At 62.6% G+C, this 16,956-nt stretch carries 15 protein-coding genes; 6 read left to right on the forward strand and 9 right to left on the reverse strand.

Going from position 1 to position 16,956, the window contains the following annotated elements; translation table 11 throughout:
- Positions 1-53: 53 nt before the first annotated feature.
- The gene (locus F0A16_RS03745) at positions 54-1,007 is read left to right on the forward strand and encodes a Nudix family hydrolase (protein ID WP_149434012.1); all 954 of its coding nucleotides are present in this window, start codon (positions 54-56) and stop codon (positions 1,005-1,007) included.
- A gap of 106 nt (positions 1,008-1,113) precedes the next feature.
- Here the strand turns inward: F0A16_RS03745 and yacG are convergent, their stop codons facing one another.
- The 5 genes from yacG to pilB form a co-directional block, all read right to left on the reverse strand.
- A complete protein-coding gene (gene yacG, locus F0A16_RS03750; RefSeq protein ID WP_149434013.1) occupies positions 1,114-1,359 on the reverse strand; it encodes a DNA gyrase inhibitor YacG in 246 nt (81 codons plus the stop codon).
- A gap of 55 nt (positions 1,360-1,414) precedes the next feature.
- On the reverse strand, positions 1,415-2,023 hold the full coding sequence (gene coaE / locus F0A16_RS03755; RefSeq protein ID WP_149434114.1) for a dephospho-CoA kinase: 609 nt from the start codon (positions 2,021-2,023) through the stop codon (positions 1,415-1,417).
- Positions 2,024-2,055: 32 nt separating this feature from the next.
- On the reverse strand, positions 2,056-2,910 hold the full coding sequence (locus tag F0A16_RS03760) for a prepilin peptidase (RefSeq protein ID WP_239023693.1): 855 nt from the start codon (positions 2,908-2,910) through the stop codon (positions 2,056-2,058).
- Positions 2,911-3,012: 102 nt separating this feature from the next.
- Complete coding sequence (locus tag F0A16_RS03765; RefSeq protein WP_149434015.1) at positions 3,013-4,257, reverse strand: type II secretion system F family protein; 1,245 nt, start codon at positions 4,255-4,257, stop codon at positions 3,013-3,015.
- Between the two features lie 48 nt (positions 4,258-4,305).
- On the reverse strand, positions 4,306-6,033 hold the full coding sequence (gene pilB, locus F0A16_RS03770) for a type IV-A pilus assembly ATPase PilB (protein ID WP_149434016.1): 1,728 nt from the start codon (positions 6,031-6,033) through the stop codon (positions 4,306-4,308).
- A 370-nt stretch (positions 6,034-6,403) separates the two neighbouring features.
- On the opposite strand from pilB, the gene F0A16_RS03775 reads away from it, so the two are divergent.
- Positions 6,404-6,895 (forward strand): pilin, encoded by a 492-nt coding sequence (locus tag F0A16_RS03775; RefSeq protein WP_187775890.1) that lies wholly within the window; start codon positions 6,404-6,406, stop codon positions 6,893-6,895.
- A 71-nt stretch (positions 6,896-6,966) separates the two neighbouring features.
- Here F0A16_RS03775 and F0A16_RS03780 read toward each other — a convergent pair whose 3' ends face one another.
- Positions 6,967-7,251 carry a hypothetical protein gene (locus F0A16_RS03780; RefSeq protein ID WP_149434018.1) on the reverse strand — a complete coding sequence of 95 codons (285 nt, stop codon included), beginning with the start codon at positions 7,249-7,251 and terminating at the stop codon, positions 6,967-6,969.
- Between the two features lie 289 nt (positions 7,252-7,540).
- Between F0A16_RS03780 and F0A16_RS03785 the strand changes: the two genes are divergently transcribed.
- Positions 7,541-9,055, forward strand: a complete 1,515-nt coding sequence (locus F0A16_RS03785) for a TrkH family potassium uptake protein (protein WP_149434115.1) — start codon at positions 7,541-7,543, stop codon at positions 9,053-9,055.
- A gap of 15 nt (positions 9,056-9,070) precedes the next feature.
- On the opposite strand, the gene F0A16_RS03790 is transcribed toward F0A16_RS03785, so the two are convergent.
- The 3 genes from F0A16_RS03790 to F0A16_RS03800 all read right to left on the reverse strand — a co-directional run bounded on the left by F0A16_RS03790 (position 9,071) and on the right by F0A16_RS03800 (position 12,154).
- A complete protein-coding gene (locus tag F0A16_RS03790) occupies positions 9,071-9,742 on the reverse strand; it encodes a hypothetical protein (protein ID WP_149434019.1) in 672 nt (223 codons plus the stop codon).
- Positions 9,743-9,989: 247 nt separating this feature from the next.
- Positions 9,990-11,180 (reverse strand): 1-acyl-sn-glycerol-3-phosphate acyltransferase, encoded by a 1,191-nt coding sequence (locus tag F0A16_RS03795; protein WP_420853063.1) that lies wholly within the window; start codon positions 11,178-11,180, stop codon positions 9,990-9,992.
- Positions 11,181-11,227: 47 nt separating this feature from the next.
- On the reverse strand, positions 11,228-12,154 hold the full coding sequence (locus F0A16_RS03800; protein ID WP_149434021.1) for a recombination-associated protein RdgC: 927 nt from the start codon (positions 12,152-12,154) through the stop codon (positions 11,228-11,230).
- 205 nt (positions 12,155-12,359) lie between these two features.
- Here F0A16_RS03800 and F0A16_RS03805 point away from each other — a divergent pair, with 205 nt between their 5' ends.
- The 3 genes from F0A16_RS03805 to serC all read left to right on the forward strand — a co-directional run bounded on the left by F0A16_RS03805 (position 12,360) and on the right by serC (position 16,929).
- Positions 12,360-12,791: an acyl-CoA thioesterase gene (locus F0A16_RS03805; RefSeq protein ID WP_149434022.1), complete on the forward strand. Its 432-nt coding sequence runs from the start codon at positions 12,360-12,362 to the stop codon at positions 12,789-12,791.
- Between the two features lie 161 nt (positions 12,792-12,952).
- Entirely contained in the window at positions 12,953-15,715 is a 2,763-nt protein-coding gene (gyrA, locus tag F0A16_RS03810; RefSeq protein ID WP_149434023.1) for a DNA gyrase subunit A, read from the forward strand.
- 131 nt (positions 15,716-15,846) lie between these two features.
- Positions 15,847-16,929: a 3-phosphoserine/phosphohydroxythreonine transaminase gene (gene serC, locus F0A16_RS03815; protein ID WP_149434024.1), complete on the forward strand. Its 1,083-nt coding sequence runs from the start codon at positions 15,847-15,849 to the stop codon at positions 16,927-16,929.
- Positions 16,930-16,956 lie beyond the last annotated feature (27 nt).

Raw genomic sequence — 16,956 nt, forward strand, 5'->3', positions numbered from 1 at the left:
CCGAAGCCGGATGTCGCCGTCAAACACTGAAGTGGCGCGAGAGACTTAGCAAGATGATCAAGAGACGGGTCCATGTGGCGGCTGCCGCCGTCATCCGAGGCGATGGGCGAGTGCTGATTGCCAGGCGTCCGGCGACGGTCGACCAGGGCGGTCTGTGGGAGTTTCCGGGGGGCAAGCTGGCGCCCTACGAAACCGGCTTCGAGGCGCTCAAGCGGGAACTGAGCGAGGAACTCGGCATTCAGATCCTGCGCGCACAGCCGTTGATTCGGGTGCATCACGAGTACGCCGACAAGCATATCCTGCTGGATGTCTGGCAGGTACGCGAGTACGAAGGCGACCCGTACGGCAGAGAGGGGCAGCCGGTGCGGTGGGTCGAGGTCGACGATTTGACCAACTACGCCTTCCCGGCGGCCAATCTGCCGATTCTGCGGGCGGTGGCGCTGCCCCAGGAATATCTCATCACCGCCGAAGAGGCGGATGACTCCGTCTTCCTCGACCGGCTCGAGCGTGCCCTGAAAGAGGACAACATTCGCCTGGTGCAGTTGCGCGCCAAGGGGCTGGATGACCCGGCCTACCAGGCCCGTGCGGAGAAGACCCTGGAACTGTGCCGTCGCTACGGCGCCAAGTTGCTGCTGAACGCCGACCCCGAGTGGCTGCAACGGGTCGATGCCGACGGCATTCATCTGACCAGCGCCAGGCTGATGGAGCTCAAGCGACGCCCGGTTTCCAGCGACAAGTGGCTGGGCGCCTCGACCCATGGCGAAGAACAGCTGACCCAGGCCGGACAGATCGACTGCGACTTCGTCACCCTCTCGCCGTTGGCGCCGACACCATCGCATCCTGAAGCGGTGACGATCGGGTGGCACGATTTCCAGCAGATGGTGGAGATGGCAGCGATGCCGGTCTTCGCGCTGGGCGGGATGACGCGCCACCATGCGAATCAGGCGCGGGCTGTCGGGGCGCAGGGGATCGCATCGATTCGCGATTTCTGGCGTGACGATTCCTGAGCCACGAGCCAAAAACGGAAGACGCCGCACCCAGGGGGTGCGGCGTCTTCGTTTCTGGCCATGGGATCAGGCTGTAGCAAGCGTCGACACACAGGGTGTAAGCGGACTACTCGCCGCGTTCGAGCCGGTCGATGAGTTCGTCGAGTTCGGTTTCATCCATGTGCGGTTCGCCCGGAATGCGGTGGGAGCCATCCGCCCAGGCGCCCAGGTCGATCAGCTTGCAGCGCTTGGAACAGAACGGCCGATAGGCGTTTTCGGTCGTCCAGGCAACCGGTTGCTGGCACTGGGGGCAGGGGACGGTCAGCCCCTTACCGGCGCCGTTGGCGTTGCTTGGGTCGTTGGATCGAGTCATAGAGAGATATCGTGTCGGTGGCTAACGTGTCGGGGGCGAGGGTGTCGAAGGACCGTCATCCCGCTGGAGAGCGCAACTGGCGGTACTTGGCATCCAGCCGAGCGACCTGATCGATCAAGTGTCGTCGAGTGCCTCCATTGTCGATGACGTCGTCGGCTGCTGCAAGGCGGCACTCCCGGGAGCTCTGCGCGGACAGGATGGACTCCACCTGGCGCCTGTCGACGCCATCCCGCGCCAAGGTTCGCTCGATCTGGACCTCCCTGGGAACGTCCACGACTAGAATCCGATCGACCAGTTCGTGCTGACTCGATTCGATCAACAGTGGCGACACCAGTAGGCAGTAGGGCGCCCCAGCAGCCCGTAGCCGCATCAAGTGGGTCAACAGTCGCCGGCGAATACGCGGGTGTGTTTCCCCTTCCAGCCAGTGGCGTTCGGCTTCATCGTTGAAAATTCGGGCGCGCAGCGCGCGGCGGTCGAGCGTGCCATCCTGCTGGAGGATCGTCTTTCCGTAGCGCTCGATGATGGCCGCCAGCGCGGGTTCGCCTGGCATCACGATCTCTCGGGCAACATGGTCGGCGTCTATCCAGTTGATGCCCAGGGTGCCGAAGGCGTCGGCGACGGCGCTCTTGCCGGAGCCGATCCCGCCAGTGAGTCCCACCACCATGGTCTCGTGTGCGTTGGCTGTCATGGTCGCCCTCAGCCTCCCAGCAGCAGATTGCGATAGATTACCAGCAACGGCTCGCCGACCAGCATCGCAATCCACCCGGCCAGGGCGATAAAGGGGCCGAAGGGAATCGCCTGATTCCGATCTTGTCGCCGGGTGGCGATCAATGTCATGCCGGCGATCGCGCCGACACCGGCCGAAAGCAACAACAGCAGTGGCAGGCTTTGCCAGCCAAGCCAGGCACCGAGAGCCGCCATCAGCTTGAAGTCGCCATAGCCCATGCCTTCCTTGCCGGTGGTCAGCTTGAACAGCCAGTAGACCGACCACAGCGAGAGATATCCGGCGATGGCGCCCAGCACGGCATTCTCCAGCATCAGCGGTGCGAACAGCCATTGGTAAAGCAGGCCAGCCCACAGCAGCGGCAGGGTCAACGTATCCGGTAGTAGTTGGGTGCGCCAGTCGATGACAGCCAACGCCAGCAGCGTCAGGCAGGCGCTGACCAGCCACAGACTCTGCCAGCTCAAGCCGTGCAGTGCGATGACCGCCAGCGCCAGTATCGCCGAGGCCAGCTCGATCAGCGGATACTGGACGCTGATCGATGTGCCGCATGCCGCGCAACGCGCCCGGCGCTTGAGCCAGCCGACCAGCGGCAGATTGTCGTGCCAGGCAATGAAATGCCCGCAACTGGGGCAGTGCGAGCGTGGCGTCGCCAGGTTGTATTGGGGATTGGCCTCCGCGGGTTGCTCCAGTGCCTCCAGCGCTTCCGCGCGCCAGCGCCGCATCAGCATGACCGGCAGGCGAACGATGACCACATTCAGGAAGCTACCCAGCACCGCGCCGAGCACGAACGCCAACGGCCAGATAAACAGAGGGGGAAGGTCGGACAACGGAAACTCCATGAACATCGGATAAATAGTCAGCGCTCAGGGTAACGTAACCAAACGCCGACCGCTTTCAACAACGGCTGGTCGAGCGCAGCCCGTTCGTACCTAAATTGCGGAACCCATCTGGAAAATGGGCAGATACATCGACACGACCAGCCCGCCCACCATGGTGCCCAGCACCACCAGAATGAAAGGTTCCAGCAGCGACGTCAGCGCGTCGACCTGATTGTCGACCTCTTCCTCGTAGAACTCCGCCACCTTGTCGAGCATGGTGTCCAGCTCGCCGGCTTCCTCGCCGATACTCACCATCTGGACCGCCATGAGTGGGAAGACGTTGGTACGACGCATGGCGAAGTTAAGCTGCTGCCCCGTTCCCACGTCTTCGCGAATACTGGCGATGGCGCGCTGATGAACGCGATTGGCGGTGGCCCCGGCGGCGGTGTCCAGTGCTTCTACCAACGGAATGCCGGCGTTGAACGTGGTCGCCAGGGTGCGCGAGAAGCGCGCGATCGATCCTTTGTCGACGATATTACCGAGCACCGGCAGCTTGAGCATCAGTTGGTGGGCGCGATAGGCGAAGGCGGGTGATCGCGTCATGGCTTGGCGCAGGCCGCAAACGAGCGCTGCCGCGCCGAGAATGGCTTGCCACCAGTAGGCCTGGGTCAATTCAGACAGATGCACGGTGAATTGGGTGAACGCCGGTAGCTCGGCGCCGAAGCCCCGAAACAGTCTTTCGAATTGTGGGACGACCTCCACCAGCAGCAGTGCGGTAACGCCGATACCGACCAGGATGACCGCGCTCGGGTAGTAGAGCGCCTTCTTGACCCGACCCTTGAGCGTTTCGGTCTTCTCGCGATAATTGGCCACCCGCTCGAGCATCTTGTCCAAGGCACCCGACTGCTCGCCGGCGGCGACCATGTTGACGAACATGCGATCAAAGCGGGAAGGATGCGTGGCCAAGGCCTCCGAAAAACTGGAGCCGGCGCTGATGTCGTTGGCCAGCGTCTCCACCAGGTTTCGCATCGCGGGATTCTTGAGCGTCTCGGCAACGGCCTTGCAGCCTTGGAGCAGCGGTACGCCGGCCCGGATCATGGTCGCCAGTTGCCGGGAGAAAAGCGTGATGTCACGGCCCTTGATTCGCCCCAGTCCGAGCATTCCGGTCTTGCGGGTGATGCGCTTGACGATGATCTTCTGACGCGTCAGCTCCTTGCGGACCTCGTCGATATCGCCGGCGATGAGCTCGCCGGAGACAGCCTCCCCACGCAGGTTCTTGCCGCGCCACTGCCAGCGGTGCATCACCATGCGGCGGGGCGCCTTGGGGGGCTTGGCTGGATTGCGGGGTGTCGCCATGATCGCATCCTGTTTAGTAAGTCACCGTCCTGTTTAGTAAGTCGCGTGTCAGTCGGTCGTCACGCGGTTGATCTCTTCGAGGCTGGTCAAGCCCTGAAGCACCTTGTCGAGTCCGCTCTGGCGCAACCCCCCATAGCCAGCGTTCCGCGCTGCGTGGGCCAGCTCAAGCGCGTGGCTGTCCGCCATGATCATCTGGCTCATCGCCTCGTTGACCGGTACGACTTCGTAGATCCCGATACGCCCCTTGTAGCCCAGCGTGCAGTGGTCGCATCCCACCGCGCGATAGAGCGTGGCGCCTGCCAACCTTTCGATGGAGACGCCCTCCTGGCGCAGCACCTCGGCGGGAATCTCCGCCGGTGCCTTGCAGCGCGGGCACAGCAGTCGCGCCAGGCGCTGGGCGATGATCAGAGACACCGAACTGGCGATGTTGAAGCTGGCGACGCCCATGTTGCGCAGGCGGGTCAGCGTCTCGGCGGCCGAGTTGGTATGTAGGGTCGAGAGCACCAGGTGGCCGGTCTGGGCAGCCTTGATCGCGATCTCCGCGGTCTCCAGGTCGCGGATCTCACCGACCATCACCACGTCCGGGTCCTGGCGCAGGAAGGCGCGTAATGCGCTGGCGAAATCGAGGCCGATACGCGGCTGCACGTTGACCTGATTGACACCGGGAACCTTGAGCTCCACCGGGTCTTCCGCGGTCGAGATGTTGCGCTCCTCGGTATTGAGCAGATGGATACCGGTGTAGAGCGTCACCGTCTTGCCGCTACCGGTGGGGCCGGTGACCAGGATCATGCCCTGGGGCTCGGCCAGAGCGGTCTCGAATAGCCGACGCTGATCGGGGGCGAAGCCCAGCGCGTCGATGCCGAAGCTGGCGGTCTCGGCATCCAGCAGACGCAGCACGACTTTTTCGCCGAAAACGGTGGGCAACGTGTTGACGCGGAAGTCCATGGTGCGCTTGGCATCCAGGCGGATCTTCATCGCACCATCCTGGGGCAGGCGGCGTTCGGAAATATCCAGGCGCGCCATCACCTTGAGCCTGGCCGCCAGGCGGGTGCGCAGGTTGAGCGGCGGCCGGGCGATCTCGATCAGCATGCCGTCGACCCGAAAACGGATCCGGTAGCTGGACTCGTAGGGCTCGAAGTGGATATCGGACGCGCCGCGATGGATGGCGTCGCGCAGGATCTTGTTGACGAAGCGGACCACCGGCTCGTCGTCGTCGCCGCCCCTGTCGAAGGCAGCGGCCTCGTTCTCCAGATCGGCTTCACCGGTATCCAGCGTCAGTGCCTCGCTGGCTTCACCCAGCGCTTCCAGCATGCCGGAGGTCTCCTGGTGCTGATAGCGCTTGGTCAGCGCGCGTTCCAACTGATCGAACGGCACCAGCACGCCTTCGATCGCGAGCCCGGTGGTGAATTGCAACTCGTCCAGTCCGGCCAACGTGGCGGGAAACGCCACCGCCACGGTCAGTCGGCGCTCGTCGCGGGCCAGCGGCAGTACCTGAAAGCGGCGCATGACCTTGTCCGCCACCGGCTCGACGACGGGTAGCTGATCCCAGTCGACCTGCGTCAGGTCCAGGAACGGCAAGCCGTACTCGCGGGCTGCCAGCACACCGGCCTGGCGGGCATCGATCCTGCCTTCTCTCACCAGGAATTCCAGCAGCGTCAACTGCTTCTCGGCGGCTTCGCGGAACGCCTGCTCGCAAGCCTCCGCGCTGATCAGCCCCTGCTCGACGAAGCGCTGGGCGAGTGCGCTTGGCGCGCGGGATGGCATGGCTTCCGGCATGAAAAGGCGCCCCCTGGATGACGACGTGAGCAGTGGAATCGAACGGCCAGCAAGTGGTTGGACGATCGACGATGACCGGCAATGTGGGGACCCTGAGGAGCGGGATTCATTGTCGGCATGGCTTGGCTATCGGCGAACCGCCGTTTTTCTTTAAGTATTCTTCGTGGACTGCCGATAAGCTGACTGTATTGTCACAAAAAGTAACCTTGTGTATCTTTGCGTGCATGCTGCGGGTAGCCGCGGGCGAGGCCATGAAAGGCCCGGGACTGGAAATCGGCAGCGAGCGGTATGCAAGGCAAGGGGACGTCCGGCGGGCGGCGCGAATGGCGCTAATCCCAACGGTTCAACATTGGCAAGGCAGGAAACCATGATGCAGCAGAACCCGAAAACACCCACCCGCCGGCAGGGCGGCTTCACCCTGATCGAACTCATGATCGTTGTCGCGATCATCGGCATCCTCGCCGCCATCGCGATCCCCCAGTATCAAGATTATGTCGCGAGATCCCAGGCTACGAGCGCGCTGGCGAGTATACGCGGTGTACAGACGGCCGCTGAAGAGGCTGTCATACGGGGGCGTAAACCGGTGCTGTCTGACAAAGGTGACACGGATGCTACAGACGAGGTTGACGTGGGGATTCGTTCCGATTCTTTAGATTTGGGAACCATCTCTCTTGATGCACCTGCAGACATGGCTAATGGAACTTACAATCTCGAAATGACTTTTGATCGTCAAGCCAACCCAGGGCTGAGTGCTACTAGCAAGAATAAGCTAGGTCTGTATCGCGACAAGGATGGGCGTTGGGAGTGCAAGGGCACGATCCCAGAGAAATTTCTGCCTCAAAATTGTAAGGAATCGTCTTAATCTTGGCCATGTAGGCCGGCTTCGCCGGCCTTGCTTTTTCTTCCCTCTTCAAACTTCCAGCTTCTCCCACTTCAGTAAAGCGCCTTCTCCTCCCCCACGACCTCTCGCAATACCTCCAGAAACAGCCGGTCCGCCTCCGAGTGCTCGCTCGGGTCTTCCGGGATGTGCACGCTGGTCGTATCCGAAATCTCGTTGGCGATGGTCGCCCAGGCCTTGGGGTCGTTGCTGCCATCCGAGTGACGCTTGGCGATGTCCAGCGAATTCTCGAGAATGCCGGGTTCCTGCAGCAGCTTCTTGATGAAGGCGCGCAGCTCCTGGATGACGCGGTTTTTCTGCATTTCCGAGGCGGAACTCATGGATGAATCTCCTTGGGTGGGCGGCGAGGGCGTGTCCGGGCTCGGCGTGCCGCCAAGCCTTCGTGCTCAGGCGTTTTGATGGCGCCACCATAGCATATCTCGCACCATCGCTAGCGCGCAGGGCTTGCCGAGCAAGGACGATGAACCACTCTGCCCTGAGTGGTTCCTGGTGATGGCTCGTGGAACCACGGGCGTATGCGGATAAAGCCGCATCATCCAGGAGAAAAGCGGGCAAAGCCGTGTCTTGCGCCTCGCGATGGCCTATCATCGCTGCGATTTACTCGCCGCGATGGGGGGAGGTCTCCATCGGGCGGAGGGGTCGGACTCGAGTGGACGGAACCGGGAGGAAGTCTTGCGAGACGCCAAGCCGATTTTCAAGATTCTGGCGCTGCTGTTGATCGTTTTGGCGCTGTTCATGTTGCCGCCGGTGATTCTGTTGGGGCTCGAGAACGATCCCGACCTGTGGGCGTTTCTCAAGTCGATGGCGGTTGTCGCGGTGGTCTCGGGTTCGCTGCTGGCCTGGACGTGGCAGACGGCGGTCGAGCTGAAGACGCGACACATGTTCATCCTGACCACCTCGAGCTGGGCGGTGATCAGCGCCTTTGCCAGCCTGCCGCTGGTGCTGGGGGCGCCGCAATTGTCGTTCACCGATGCGGTGTTCGAGTCGGTTTCCGCCATCACCACCACCGGATCCACCGTGCTCTCCGGCATCGATAATCTGTCCGACGGTCTCAAGCTGTGGCGCGGACTGATGCAGTGGCTGGGCGGGATCGGGATCATCGTGATGGCGATCGCGATTCTGCCGTTCCTGAAGGTCGGAGGCATGCGCCTGTTCCAGACGGAGTCCTCCGACTGGTCGGACAAGGTGCTGCCTCGGGCCGGCGGTATCGCCAAGGCGTCGACGATCATCTATCTCGGACTCACGCTGGCGGCGATCCTGAGCTATCGCCTGGCGGGCATGGGCACGCTGGACGCCATCGTCCATGCCATGAGTTCGGTCTCCACCGGTGGCTTCGCCAACTACGACGCCTCTTTCGGCATCTACCACGATCGCCCACTGATCCTGTGGCTGGGCTGTCTGTACATGCTGGGTGGGGCGTTGCCGTTCGTGCTCTACATCAGGCTGCTGCGCGACAGTCGCGGCGCGCTGTGGCAGGACCAGCAGGTGCGGGGGCTCGTCGGTCTGCTGTTCGTGGTGATCGCGACGCTGACGCTCTATCGGATCCTGGCCTTTTCCGATGAGCCCTTTCAGGCACTGACGGATGTCGCTTTCAATGTGATCTCGGTGGTGACGACCACCGGCTACGCCAGCGCCGACTACACCCAGTGGGGGCCGCTGGCGGTCACCACGTTCTTTTTCATCACCTTCGTCGGTGGTTGCAGCGGGTCGACCAGCGGTGGCATGAAGATCTTCCGGTTCCAGATCGGAGGGCTACTGCTGGCCAACCAGTTGCGTTATCTGGTGCATCCCAGTGGCGTGTTCGCCCAGCGCTACAACGGCCGGCCGCTCAACGACGAGGTCGTGCGCGCGGTCATCGCCTTCTCGTTCTTCTTCTTTCTCACCGTGGCGGTACTGGCGCTGGCGCTGGCCGCGCTGGGACTCGACATGGTGACCGCGATCACCGGGGCGGCCACCGCCCTGGCTAATGTCGGGCCGGGGCTGGGGAGCACCATCGGGCCCGCCGGCAACTTCGCCTCGCTGCCGGATGCCGCCAAATGGCTACTTTCCCTCGGCATGCTGATGGGGCGCCTCGAGATCCTCACGGTGCTGGTGCTGATGACGCCGTTCTTCTGGCGCAAGTAGCGGTATGGCGGGATGTCATCCGCTTCGCCGGTCGGTCGGGGTAAAGCGACGCTTTAGGCGTGGCAGCAGCCGGCGCTTCCACGTGCGCTGCAGGCTCGTCATCCAGGCCGGCTTGCGCCGCAGCCGTGCTTCCCGCGGTGTCAGCGCCTCGCCGGTCAGGCGGGTCTTGAACTTGAGTCCGCCGGCAATATCGCTGCGCTGCAGGGGGCGAAGCAGAAACCGGAGTAATCGTCCGCCGGGCAGGTAGAGCGCCGAAGCGAAATCGATCAGCACCACGCGACCGCGGCTCATGATGATGTTGGAGCCGGGCACGTACTCCAGCAGCAGCGCGAGCTTGCCGGCCTGGCCGATCACGTTGGGCGCGTGCGGCCAGTGACGTAGATGTTCCAGGATATGTGCTTCATGCCGCAGCAGCAGGCGCGCCGGGATAGCCATCCAGCTATCCGCATAGCGACCGTAATCCTTGCGGATTACCGGTCGGCCCGCGTGAAGGTCGAGATAGACATCGGCCTTGAGCAACCCGACGCCCTGCTGAAGGGTCGTTGGCGTGATCGGCGGCGCCGTTGGGAGCGTAGGCGATGGCGCGTGAGTTTCCGGCGGGGGCGCCTGCGGCGGCTGGATGGACGAATCGGCAGCGCCGGGTGCCGTGGCCGGCGGCACGGTAGCGGGGTCGATAGAAGCATTCATGGGTCGAGAATATGAATACGCTAATTAGCTGGCTAATTTTAAGTGTATTTTAAGGAAATTCTATCGCTCGCGCCAGCGATCGGTTGGTATTGGAGGAAACCATGCCGTCAACAGGAGAAGGGCGAGTTGACGAGAGGCGGCGGGGGCAAGCTGCCTTCGGTTCGGGAATCGCCATCGGCGGATGGCGGCAGTGAAGGATGGATGGTCCCGGACGATGCCGGGACGATGTGACGTTGGCGCCAGCGTCTCAGGCGTCGTGACGCTGGGCCTTGCCGGCCCGATTCAGGATCGGGTTGGCATATTGCAGTAGCCACCAGCGTCTTAGCGGCTCGGGGACGGCTGCCAGCTGGTTTCGGAAGTGCTCGCGATCTTCGGGGGTCACGCCGGTCAGATCCACCAGTTCCGGGGCCAACCCGGTTTCGGCCAGGGCGAGCTGATGGCTGGGGAAGGTTGGATAGTTCTCCAGCACCTGCCGGTCGATCTCGTCGGCCACCTCATCGGCGGTGCCGAAATCGGCCGACAGTGGCGTCCCGAACACCAGCTTGACCCGGCCCTTGTTGCCGGTGATACCGGAGACGATGGAGAAGATGTCCTCGAACTCCACCTTCTTATAGGTGCCATCGGTCTCCTTGGCGTGCAATTCGCGGGCCTTGTTGATTGCACAGGGGTCGTACTCGTAGCTGATCGATACAGGGACGATCTCGAGCTCGCGTATCGCGCTGCCGATGTTGCTATCGCCTTCTTCAAGACGTCGTGCCATGCAGAGCATCTTGACGATGGCGCTATCGGTTCGATCGACGCCGTCCTTGGCCCGCCCTTCGCGCTGAGCCAGCCACACCGAGTGGTTGTCATCGGTGATCGAGTGGCGAATGTAGCCCGAGAGCGATTGGTAGGCTGCCAGCATCGCCCGCTTGCCTTTGATCGAGCGCGGCACGATGAAACTCTTGTTGAGCCGCATCAGATCGGTGACGAAGGGCTTCTGCAGCAGATTGTCGCCGATAGCGATGCGGACAGTGTCGTGGCCTGCGAGATAAAGCGCATAGTTGACGAAGGCCGGGTCGAGGGCGATATCCCGGTGGTTGCCGATGAACAGGTAGGCCTGACCCGCATCCAGCCGCTCCAGGCCCTCGACATCGAATCCACGAGTCGTGCGGCTGATCATGTGCGCCATGTAGTCGGCGATGCGCAACTGGAGGTCACGTACGGTAGTGACGCCGCGCATCTCGCGCTGCAGCCGGAAGCTGGCGAGCATCCGCGCCAGCGGCGGGGCAAGGCGGGCCATCCGTGGCAGGCGGTAGCGAGTGATCGCGTCCAGCAGTTCGCTGTCATGGGCGAGGCGGGCCAGCACGGCCTCGACCTCTTCGTCGTGGTAGGGGCGAATGTCGGCGAACCGGTCGAGGTCGATCGCTGCCTCGGCGCTGTGTGGGTTGGCGGTCACGCCACCACTGCCGGTTCCGCTATTTTTGTCGGTATCGGGATGAAGCGTCATGGTGTCGGTGCTGCCGGATCGGCTTCGCCGCCCAGCCATTCGATCAGTTGGTCGACGAAAGTCGCCAGTGTTTGCGACATCAGCGCGAAGTCAGTTTCCAGAGACACGATCGGGTCGTCGCCGTCGTCACTCTGACTGGCTTCGTCCAGCAGGGCGTCGTCGAACTTGAGTGATTTGAGCGTCAGGTCGTCGTGCAGCATGACACGGAGTTGCCCTTCGCTGCCGAGGCTGAGCTGGCTCGCCTGACGGCCGTTCTCGAGCAGCGACTGGATCTCTTCGCTATCGAGGTCGACCTGGCGCGCGCGCAGGACGCCTTCGTCTTCGGCCGCGCGCAGCTCCACCTGGTCGCCGAGCATCAGGCTGGCGGGGCGGCTGGCGGGATCGCTCAGCCACTGGGTCATGCCGCGAGACGGCGGCGTCTTCGTCGCCAGTGGTGTCACCTTCAACGAGCCAAGCGTCTGGCGAAGCAGGTCCAGCACCTCCTCGGCGCGCTTGCGGCTGGAGGCATTGATGCCGATCAGGCGCTTGCGGGTGTCCCACCACAACTCGACGCGTTGCGTGCGGGTAAATGCCTGGGGCAGCAGCTCCTCCATGACCTGTTCCTTGAGCAACTGGCGTTCGCGGCGCGATAGCGGCTGGCCGTCGGCCTGCTCGCGCACCTCGCTGCGCTCGTTGACCTCATCGTTGACCACCGCCGCGGGCAACAGGCGTTCCTGGCGCAGCATCGACAGCAGTCGATGCCCCTGGATCTCATGGGCGCGCTGATCGCCGCGGCGGCCCGCCGGGGCACTCCAGCCGACCCGGCGCGCCTCGCGTGGAGAGACGGGGCGAAACGCGAATTCTGCCAGTGCGGTTTCCAGATCCTCCAATGGAAGAATCTCGACGTCATGGCAGCGATACAGATGACAGTGCTTGAACCACATGCGCCCGCTCCGTTTGAAAGGAGGCATATTATGTCGAAACGACCCAGGTGTTACCACCGAGGTCGATCGTTGATGTTTGCGCGACTGTTTCAAACGGGCGTATGTTTTGGACTGTGGGCTACGAGCAACAATTGATCGGGAAGAGAGCCAGCGTAAGCGCCGTCTTGCCGTTGCGGCGTCGACAACAGTCATCACGGAGGTTTGCATGGATTCACGTATCACGGTAACCGAGGTTCGCGTCCGGGGCTTTCATCTCGACGGCTACGGTCACGTCAATCACGCCCGTTATCTCGAATTCCTCGAGGAGGGGCGCTGGGCCTACGTCGATGCCCATCCGGAATTCGCCGACGGATTGGCTCGGGGCGTGGCGTTGGTTGCGGTCAATCTCAATATCGATTATCGCCGCGCAGCAGTCATGAACGACGACCTGAAGGTCGAAACCTGCCTGACTCGAGTCGGTGGTCGCAGCGGAGTCGTCGGGCATCGGATAACGCACATCGGCAGCGGTGAGCTGGTGGCGGCCGCGACGCTGACGTTCGTGCTGCTCGACCAGCAAAGCGGCCAGGTGGTCCCGATGGAGGGGGAGTGGGCAGAGCGATTGGAACCGTTGGTGGTCGACGCACCTGAAGGGAAGTAGAAAAGCCGGTCAAAGCACGTCAACGCCTGCCTTTAAAGCCCCTGAAATGGTATGATCCCGTGATTGTGCGGCCAAGTCACTTGGCTGCCTTGCCGGGGCTTTATTAACGCTGCCACGGCCGGACGCCGGTCGTGGCAGCGGTGCAAAGGATTTGACGACCCATGGGTGATATCGCCAGAGAAATTCTGCCAGTCAACATCGAAGATGAGCTCAAGCAGTCCTATCTGGACTATGCGATGAGCGTCATTATCGGACGCGCGCTTCCCGACGTCCGCGATGGCTTGAAGCCGGTCCACCGTCGCGTGCTCTACGCGATGCACGAACTCGGCAACGACTGGAACAAGCCATACAAGAAGTCGGCGCGCGTCGTCGGCGACGTGATCGGTAAATATCACCCCCACGGCGACAGTGCGGTCTACGACACCATCGTGCGCATGGCGCAGCATTTCTCGATGCGCCATGTACTGGTCGACGGCCAGGGCAACTTCGGTTCCATCGATGGCGATAACGCCGCGGCGATGCGTTATACCGAAGTGCGCATGGCGCGTCTCTCCCACGAACTGCTGGCGGATCTCGAGAAGGACACCGTCGACTGGGTCGACAACTACGATGGCACCGAACGGATCCCCGAAGTGTTGCCGACCAAGGTGCCGAACCTGCTGATCAACGGCGCTTCCGGTATTGCGGTCGGCATGGCGACGAACATTCCGCCTCACAACATGGTGGAAGTGATCAACGGCTGTCTGGCATTGATAGATGATTACACCCTGACGGTCGATGACCTGATGGAGTACATCCCCGGCCCCGATTTTCCCACCGCCGGCATCATCAACGGCCGTGCTGGCATTCTCGAGGCGTATCGCACCGGCCGCGGCCGCATCTACGTGCGTGCCAAGCATACCGTCGAGTTCGACAAGAAGAGCGGCCGCGACCATATCGTCATTACCGAGCTGCCCTATCAGGTCAACAAGGCGCGGCTAATCGAGAAGATCGCCGAACTGGTCAAGGAGAAGCGGGTCGAGGGTATCGCCGAGCTGCGTGACGAGTCCGACAAGGAAGGGCTGCGCGTGGTCATCGAGATCAAGCGCGGTGAATCGGGCGATGTCGTCGTCAATAACCTGTTCGCGCACACGCAACTCGAGAACGTGTTCGGGATCAACATCGTCGCGCTGGATGACGGTCAACCCAGGACGCTCAACCTCAAGCAACTGCTAGAAGCCTTCGTCCGCCACCGGCGTGAAGTCGTTACTCGTCGCACGCTGTACGAACTCCGCAAGGCTCGCGAACGTGGTCATCTGCTCGAAGGCCTGACGGTCGCGATCTCCAACATCGATGAAGTGATCGAACTGATCAAGGCGTCGCCCAATGCCGCCGAAGCCAAAGACAAGCTTCTCGCTCGCGATTGGCAGCCAGGCCAGGTTACCGGCATGCTCGAGCGTGCCGGGGCGACCTCGTGCAAGCCGGAAGATCTTGAAGAGGGTTACGGACTATCCGACGATAGCGCCCTGTACCGGCTATCTCCGGCGCAGGCCCAGGCGATCCTCGAGCTGCGTCTGCATCGTCTGACCGGTCTCGAGACCGAGAAGCTGCTCGACGAGTATTTGGGCATTCTCGAGAAGATCGCCGAGCTCAACCATATTCTGGCCTCGCCGGATCGCCTGCTCGAGGTCATCCGTGAGGAGCTGGAAGCGATCCGCGATCAGTATGGCAACGAGCGCAAGACGGAGATTCACACCAGTCGTCTCGATCTCTCCATGGAAGATCTGATTGCCGAGGAAGACATGGTGGTCACGCTTTCCCGTGGCGGCTACGCCAAGACCCAGCCGATCACCGACTATCAGGCGCAGAAGCGGGGCGGGCGCGGCAAGTCGGCGACCAGCATGAAGGACGAGGACGTCATCGAGCATCTGGTGGTGGCCTCGACCCACGACACCATGCTGCTGTTCTCCAACCGCGGCAAGGTCTACTGGCTCAAGACCTACGAAATGCCCAACGCCAGCCGTGGTTCGCGGGGCAAGCCGCTGGTCAACCTGCTGCCGCTGGATGCCGGCGAGTCGATCAACGCCATTCTGCCGGTGCGGGACTACAACCCCGACAGCTACATCTTCTTCGCCACTGCCAGCGGCACGGTCAAGCGCACCTCGCTGGACCAGTTCTCCCGGCCGCGCAGCGTAGGGCTGATCGCTATCGATATCGACGAGGGTGATCGCCTCGTCGGCGCCGCGATCACCTCTGGGTCGGATCACGTCATGCTGTTGTCATCCAATGGCAAGGCGATCCGCTTCGAAGAGGGCAACGTGCGTTCGATGGGCCGAACCGCGCGCGGTGTGCGCGGCATGCGGCTGTTGGATGGTGCCGAAGTGATCAGCTTGATCATCCCGCAGAGCCAGACCATCGATGCGGATGCTGACGCCGATGACCAGGCCGATGCGGAGAACGACGCCGGCAATGGCAACGACGAGCAGATCTATATCCTGACCGCGTCGGAAAACGGCTACGGCAAACGCACCCGGCTTGAGGAGTTCCCGATCCGGGGGCGCGGCGGCCAGGGTGTGATCGCGATGCAGACCACGGCGCGCAACGGTGCGTTGGTGGCGGCGATGCAGGTGCGTTCGAGCGACGAGATGATGCTGATCACCGATCGCGGTACGCTGGTCCGCACCCGGGTCGCCGAAGTCTCGATCAGCTCGCGCAACACCCAGGGCGTAACGTTGATCCGCACCGGCGACGACGAGCGCCTGGTCAAGACGGTGCGTGTCGACGAGCCCCAAGAGGACGAACTGACCGAGGGTGAGCTGGCCGAGGATGGTGTCGTCGAAGGCGGCGAGGCCGATTCCAGCGCCGATGCTGATTCAAATGTCGACGGGAAGGTCGATGACGCTTCCGGCGACGAATCGAACGACGGCAAGACGGAAGACCAGTGAGCGAGGTCCGCTCCGTGCGATCGTGCCCGGAGCGGTCGATAGTAGCGCTTTCGGCAGTGGTTGGTTGTCGGTGATGGCCGTCCTTGGCAGCCACTGTGGGTAGCAATGATTCAGATCCAGGAACCCAGGCAATGACACGTCTGCACAACTTCTGTGCTGGTCCGGCGGCGATGCCGTCCGCCGTTTTGGAGCGCGCCCGCGAGGAGATGCTCGACTACCGAGGACAGGGTCTTTCGGTGATGGAGATGAGCCACCGCAGCCCGACGTTCGAGGCGATCGCGGCCCAGGCCGAACGGGATCTGCGCGACCTGCTGGCGATCCCCGACAACTACCGCGTGCTGTTCATGCAGGGCGGCGCCACTATGCAGTTCGCCTGCGTACCGCTCAATCTGCTGGGGCAGGGTGGTACCCCCAACTATCTGGATACCGGGATCTGGTCCGCCAAGGCGATCAAGGAGGCGAGCCATCTCGCCGGCGCGCACGTTGCGGGCTCGACGCAGGGCAATGGTTACGTCCATGTGCCGCGCCCGGACGAGATCGCACTCTCGACCGATGCCGCCTACCTGCATTACTGCCACAACGAGACCATCGGTGGCCTGGCTTACGATTACGTGCCAGAGGTGGACGTGCCCCTGGTCTGCGATATGTCATCGTCGATCCTCTCCGCACCGTTTGACGTCAGCCGGTATGGGGTCATCTACGCCGGGGCTCAGAAAAACATCGGACCCGCCGGGATCACCGTCGTCATCGTTCGTGACGACCTGCTGGAACGCGCCTTGCCGCAGACACCGTCGCTGCTGGGCTGGAAGGTGTATGCCGACAACGGCTCCATGATCAATACGCCCCCGACCTATGCCTGGTATCTGGCTGGCCTGGTGTTCCAGTGGCTCAAGCAGGACGTTGGCGGCCTGGCCGAGATGGAGGCGATCAACCGACGTAAGTGCGAAGCGCTCTACGCGACGATCGACGCTAGCGATTTCTACGCCAATCCCATCGATCCGATCAACCGCTCGATCATGAACGTGCCATTCACCCTGGCCGACGAAGCGCTGAATTCGACGTTCCTCGAGGAAGCGGAGTCGGAAGGGCTGCTGAATCTCAAGGGGCATCGCAGCGTCGGCGGCATGCGGGCCAGCCTCTACAACGCCGTCAGCGAAGCCGACGTACAGGCGTTGGTCACTTTCATGCGGGATTTCGAGCGCCGCCGCGGTTGATGAGCGGAGCTTCACACAACGACATCA

It is taken from the genome of Salinicola corii (genome assembly GCF_008298015.1).
In the GTDB taxonomy this organism is placed as follows: Bacteria; Pseudomonadota; Gammaproteobacteria; order Pseudomonadales; family Halomonadaceae; genus Salinicola; species Salinicola corii.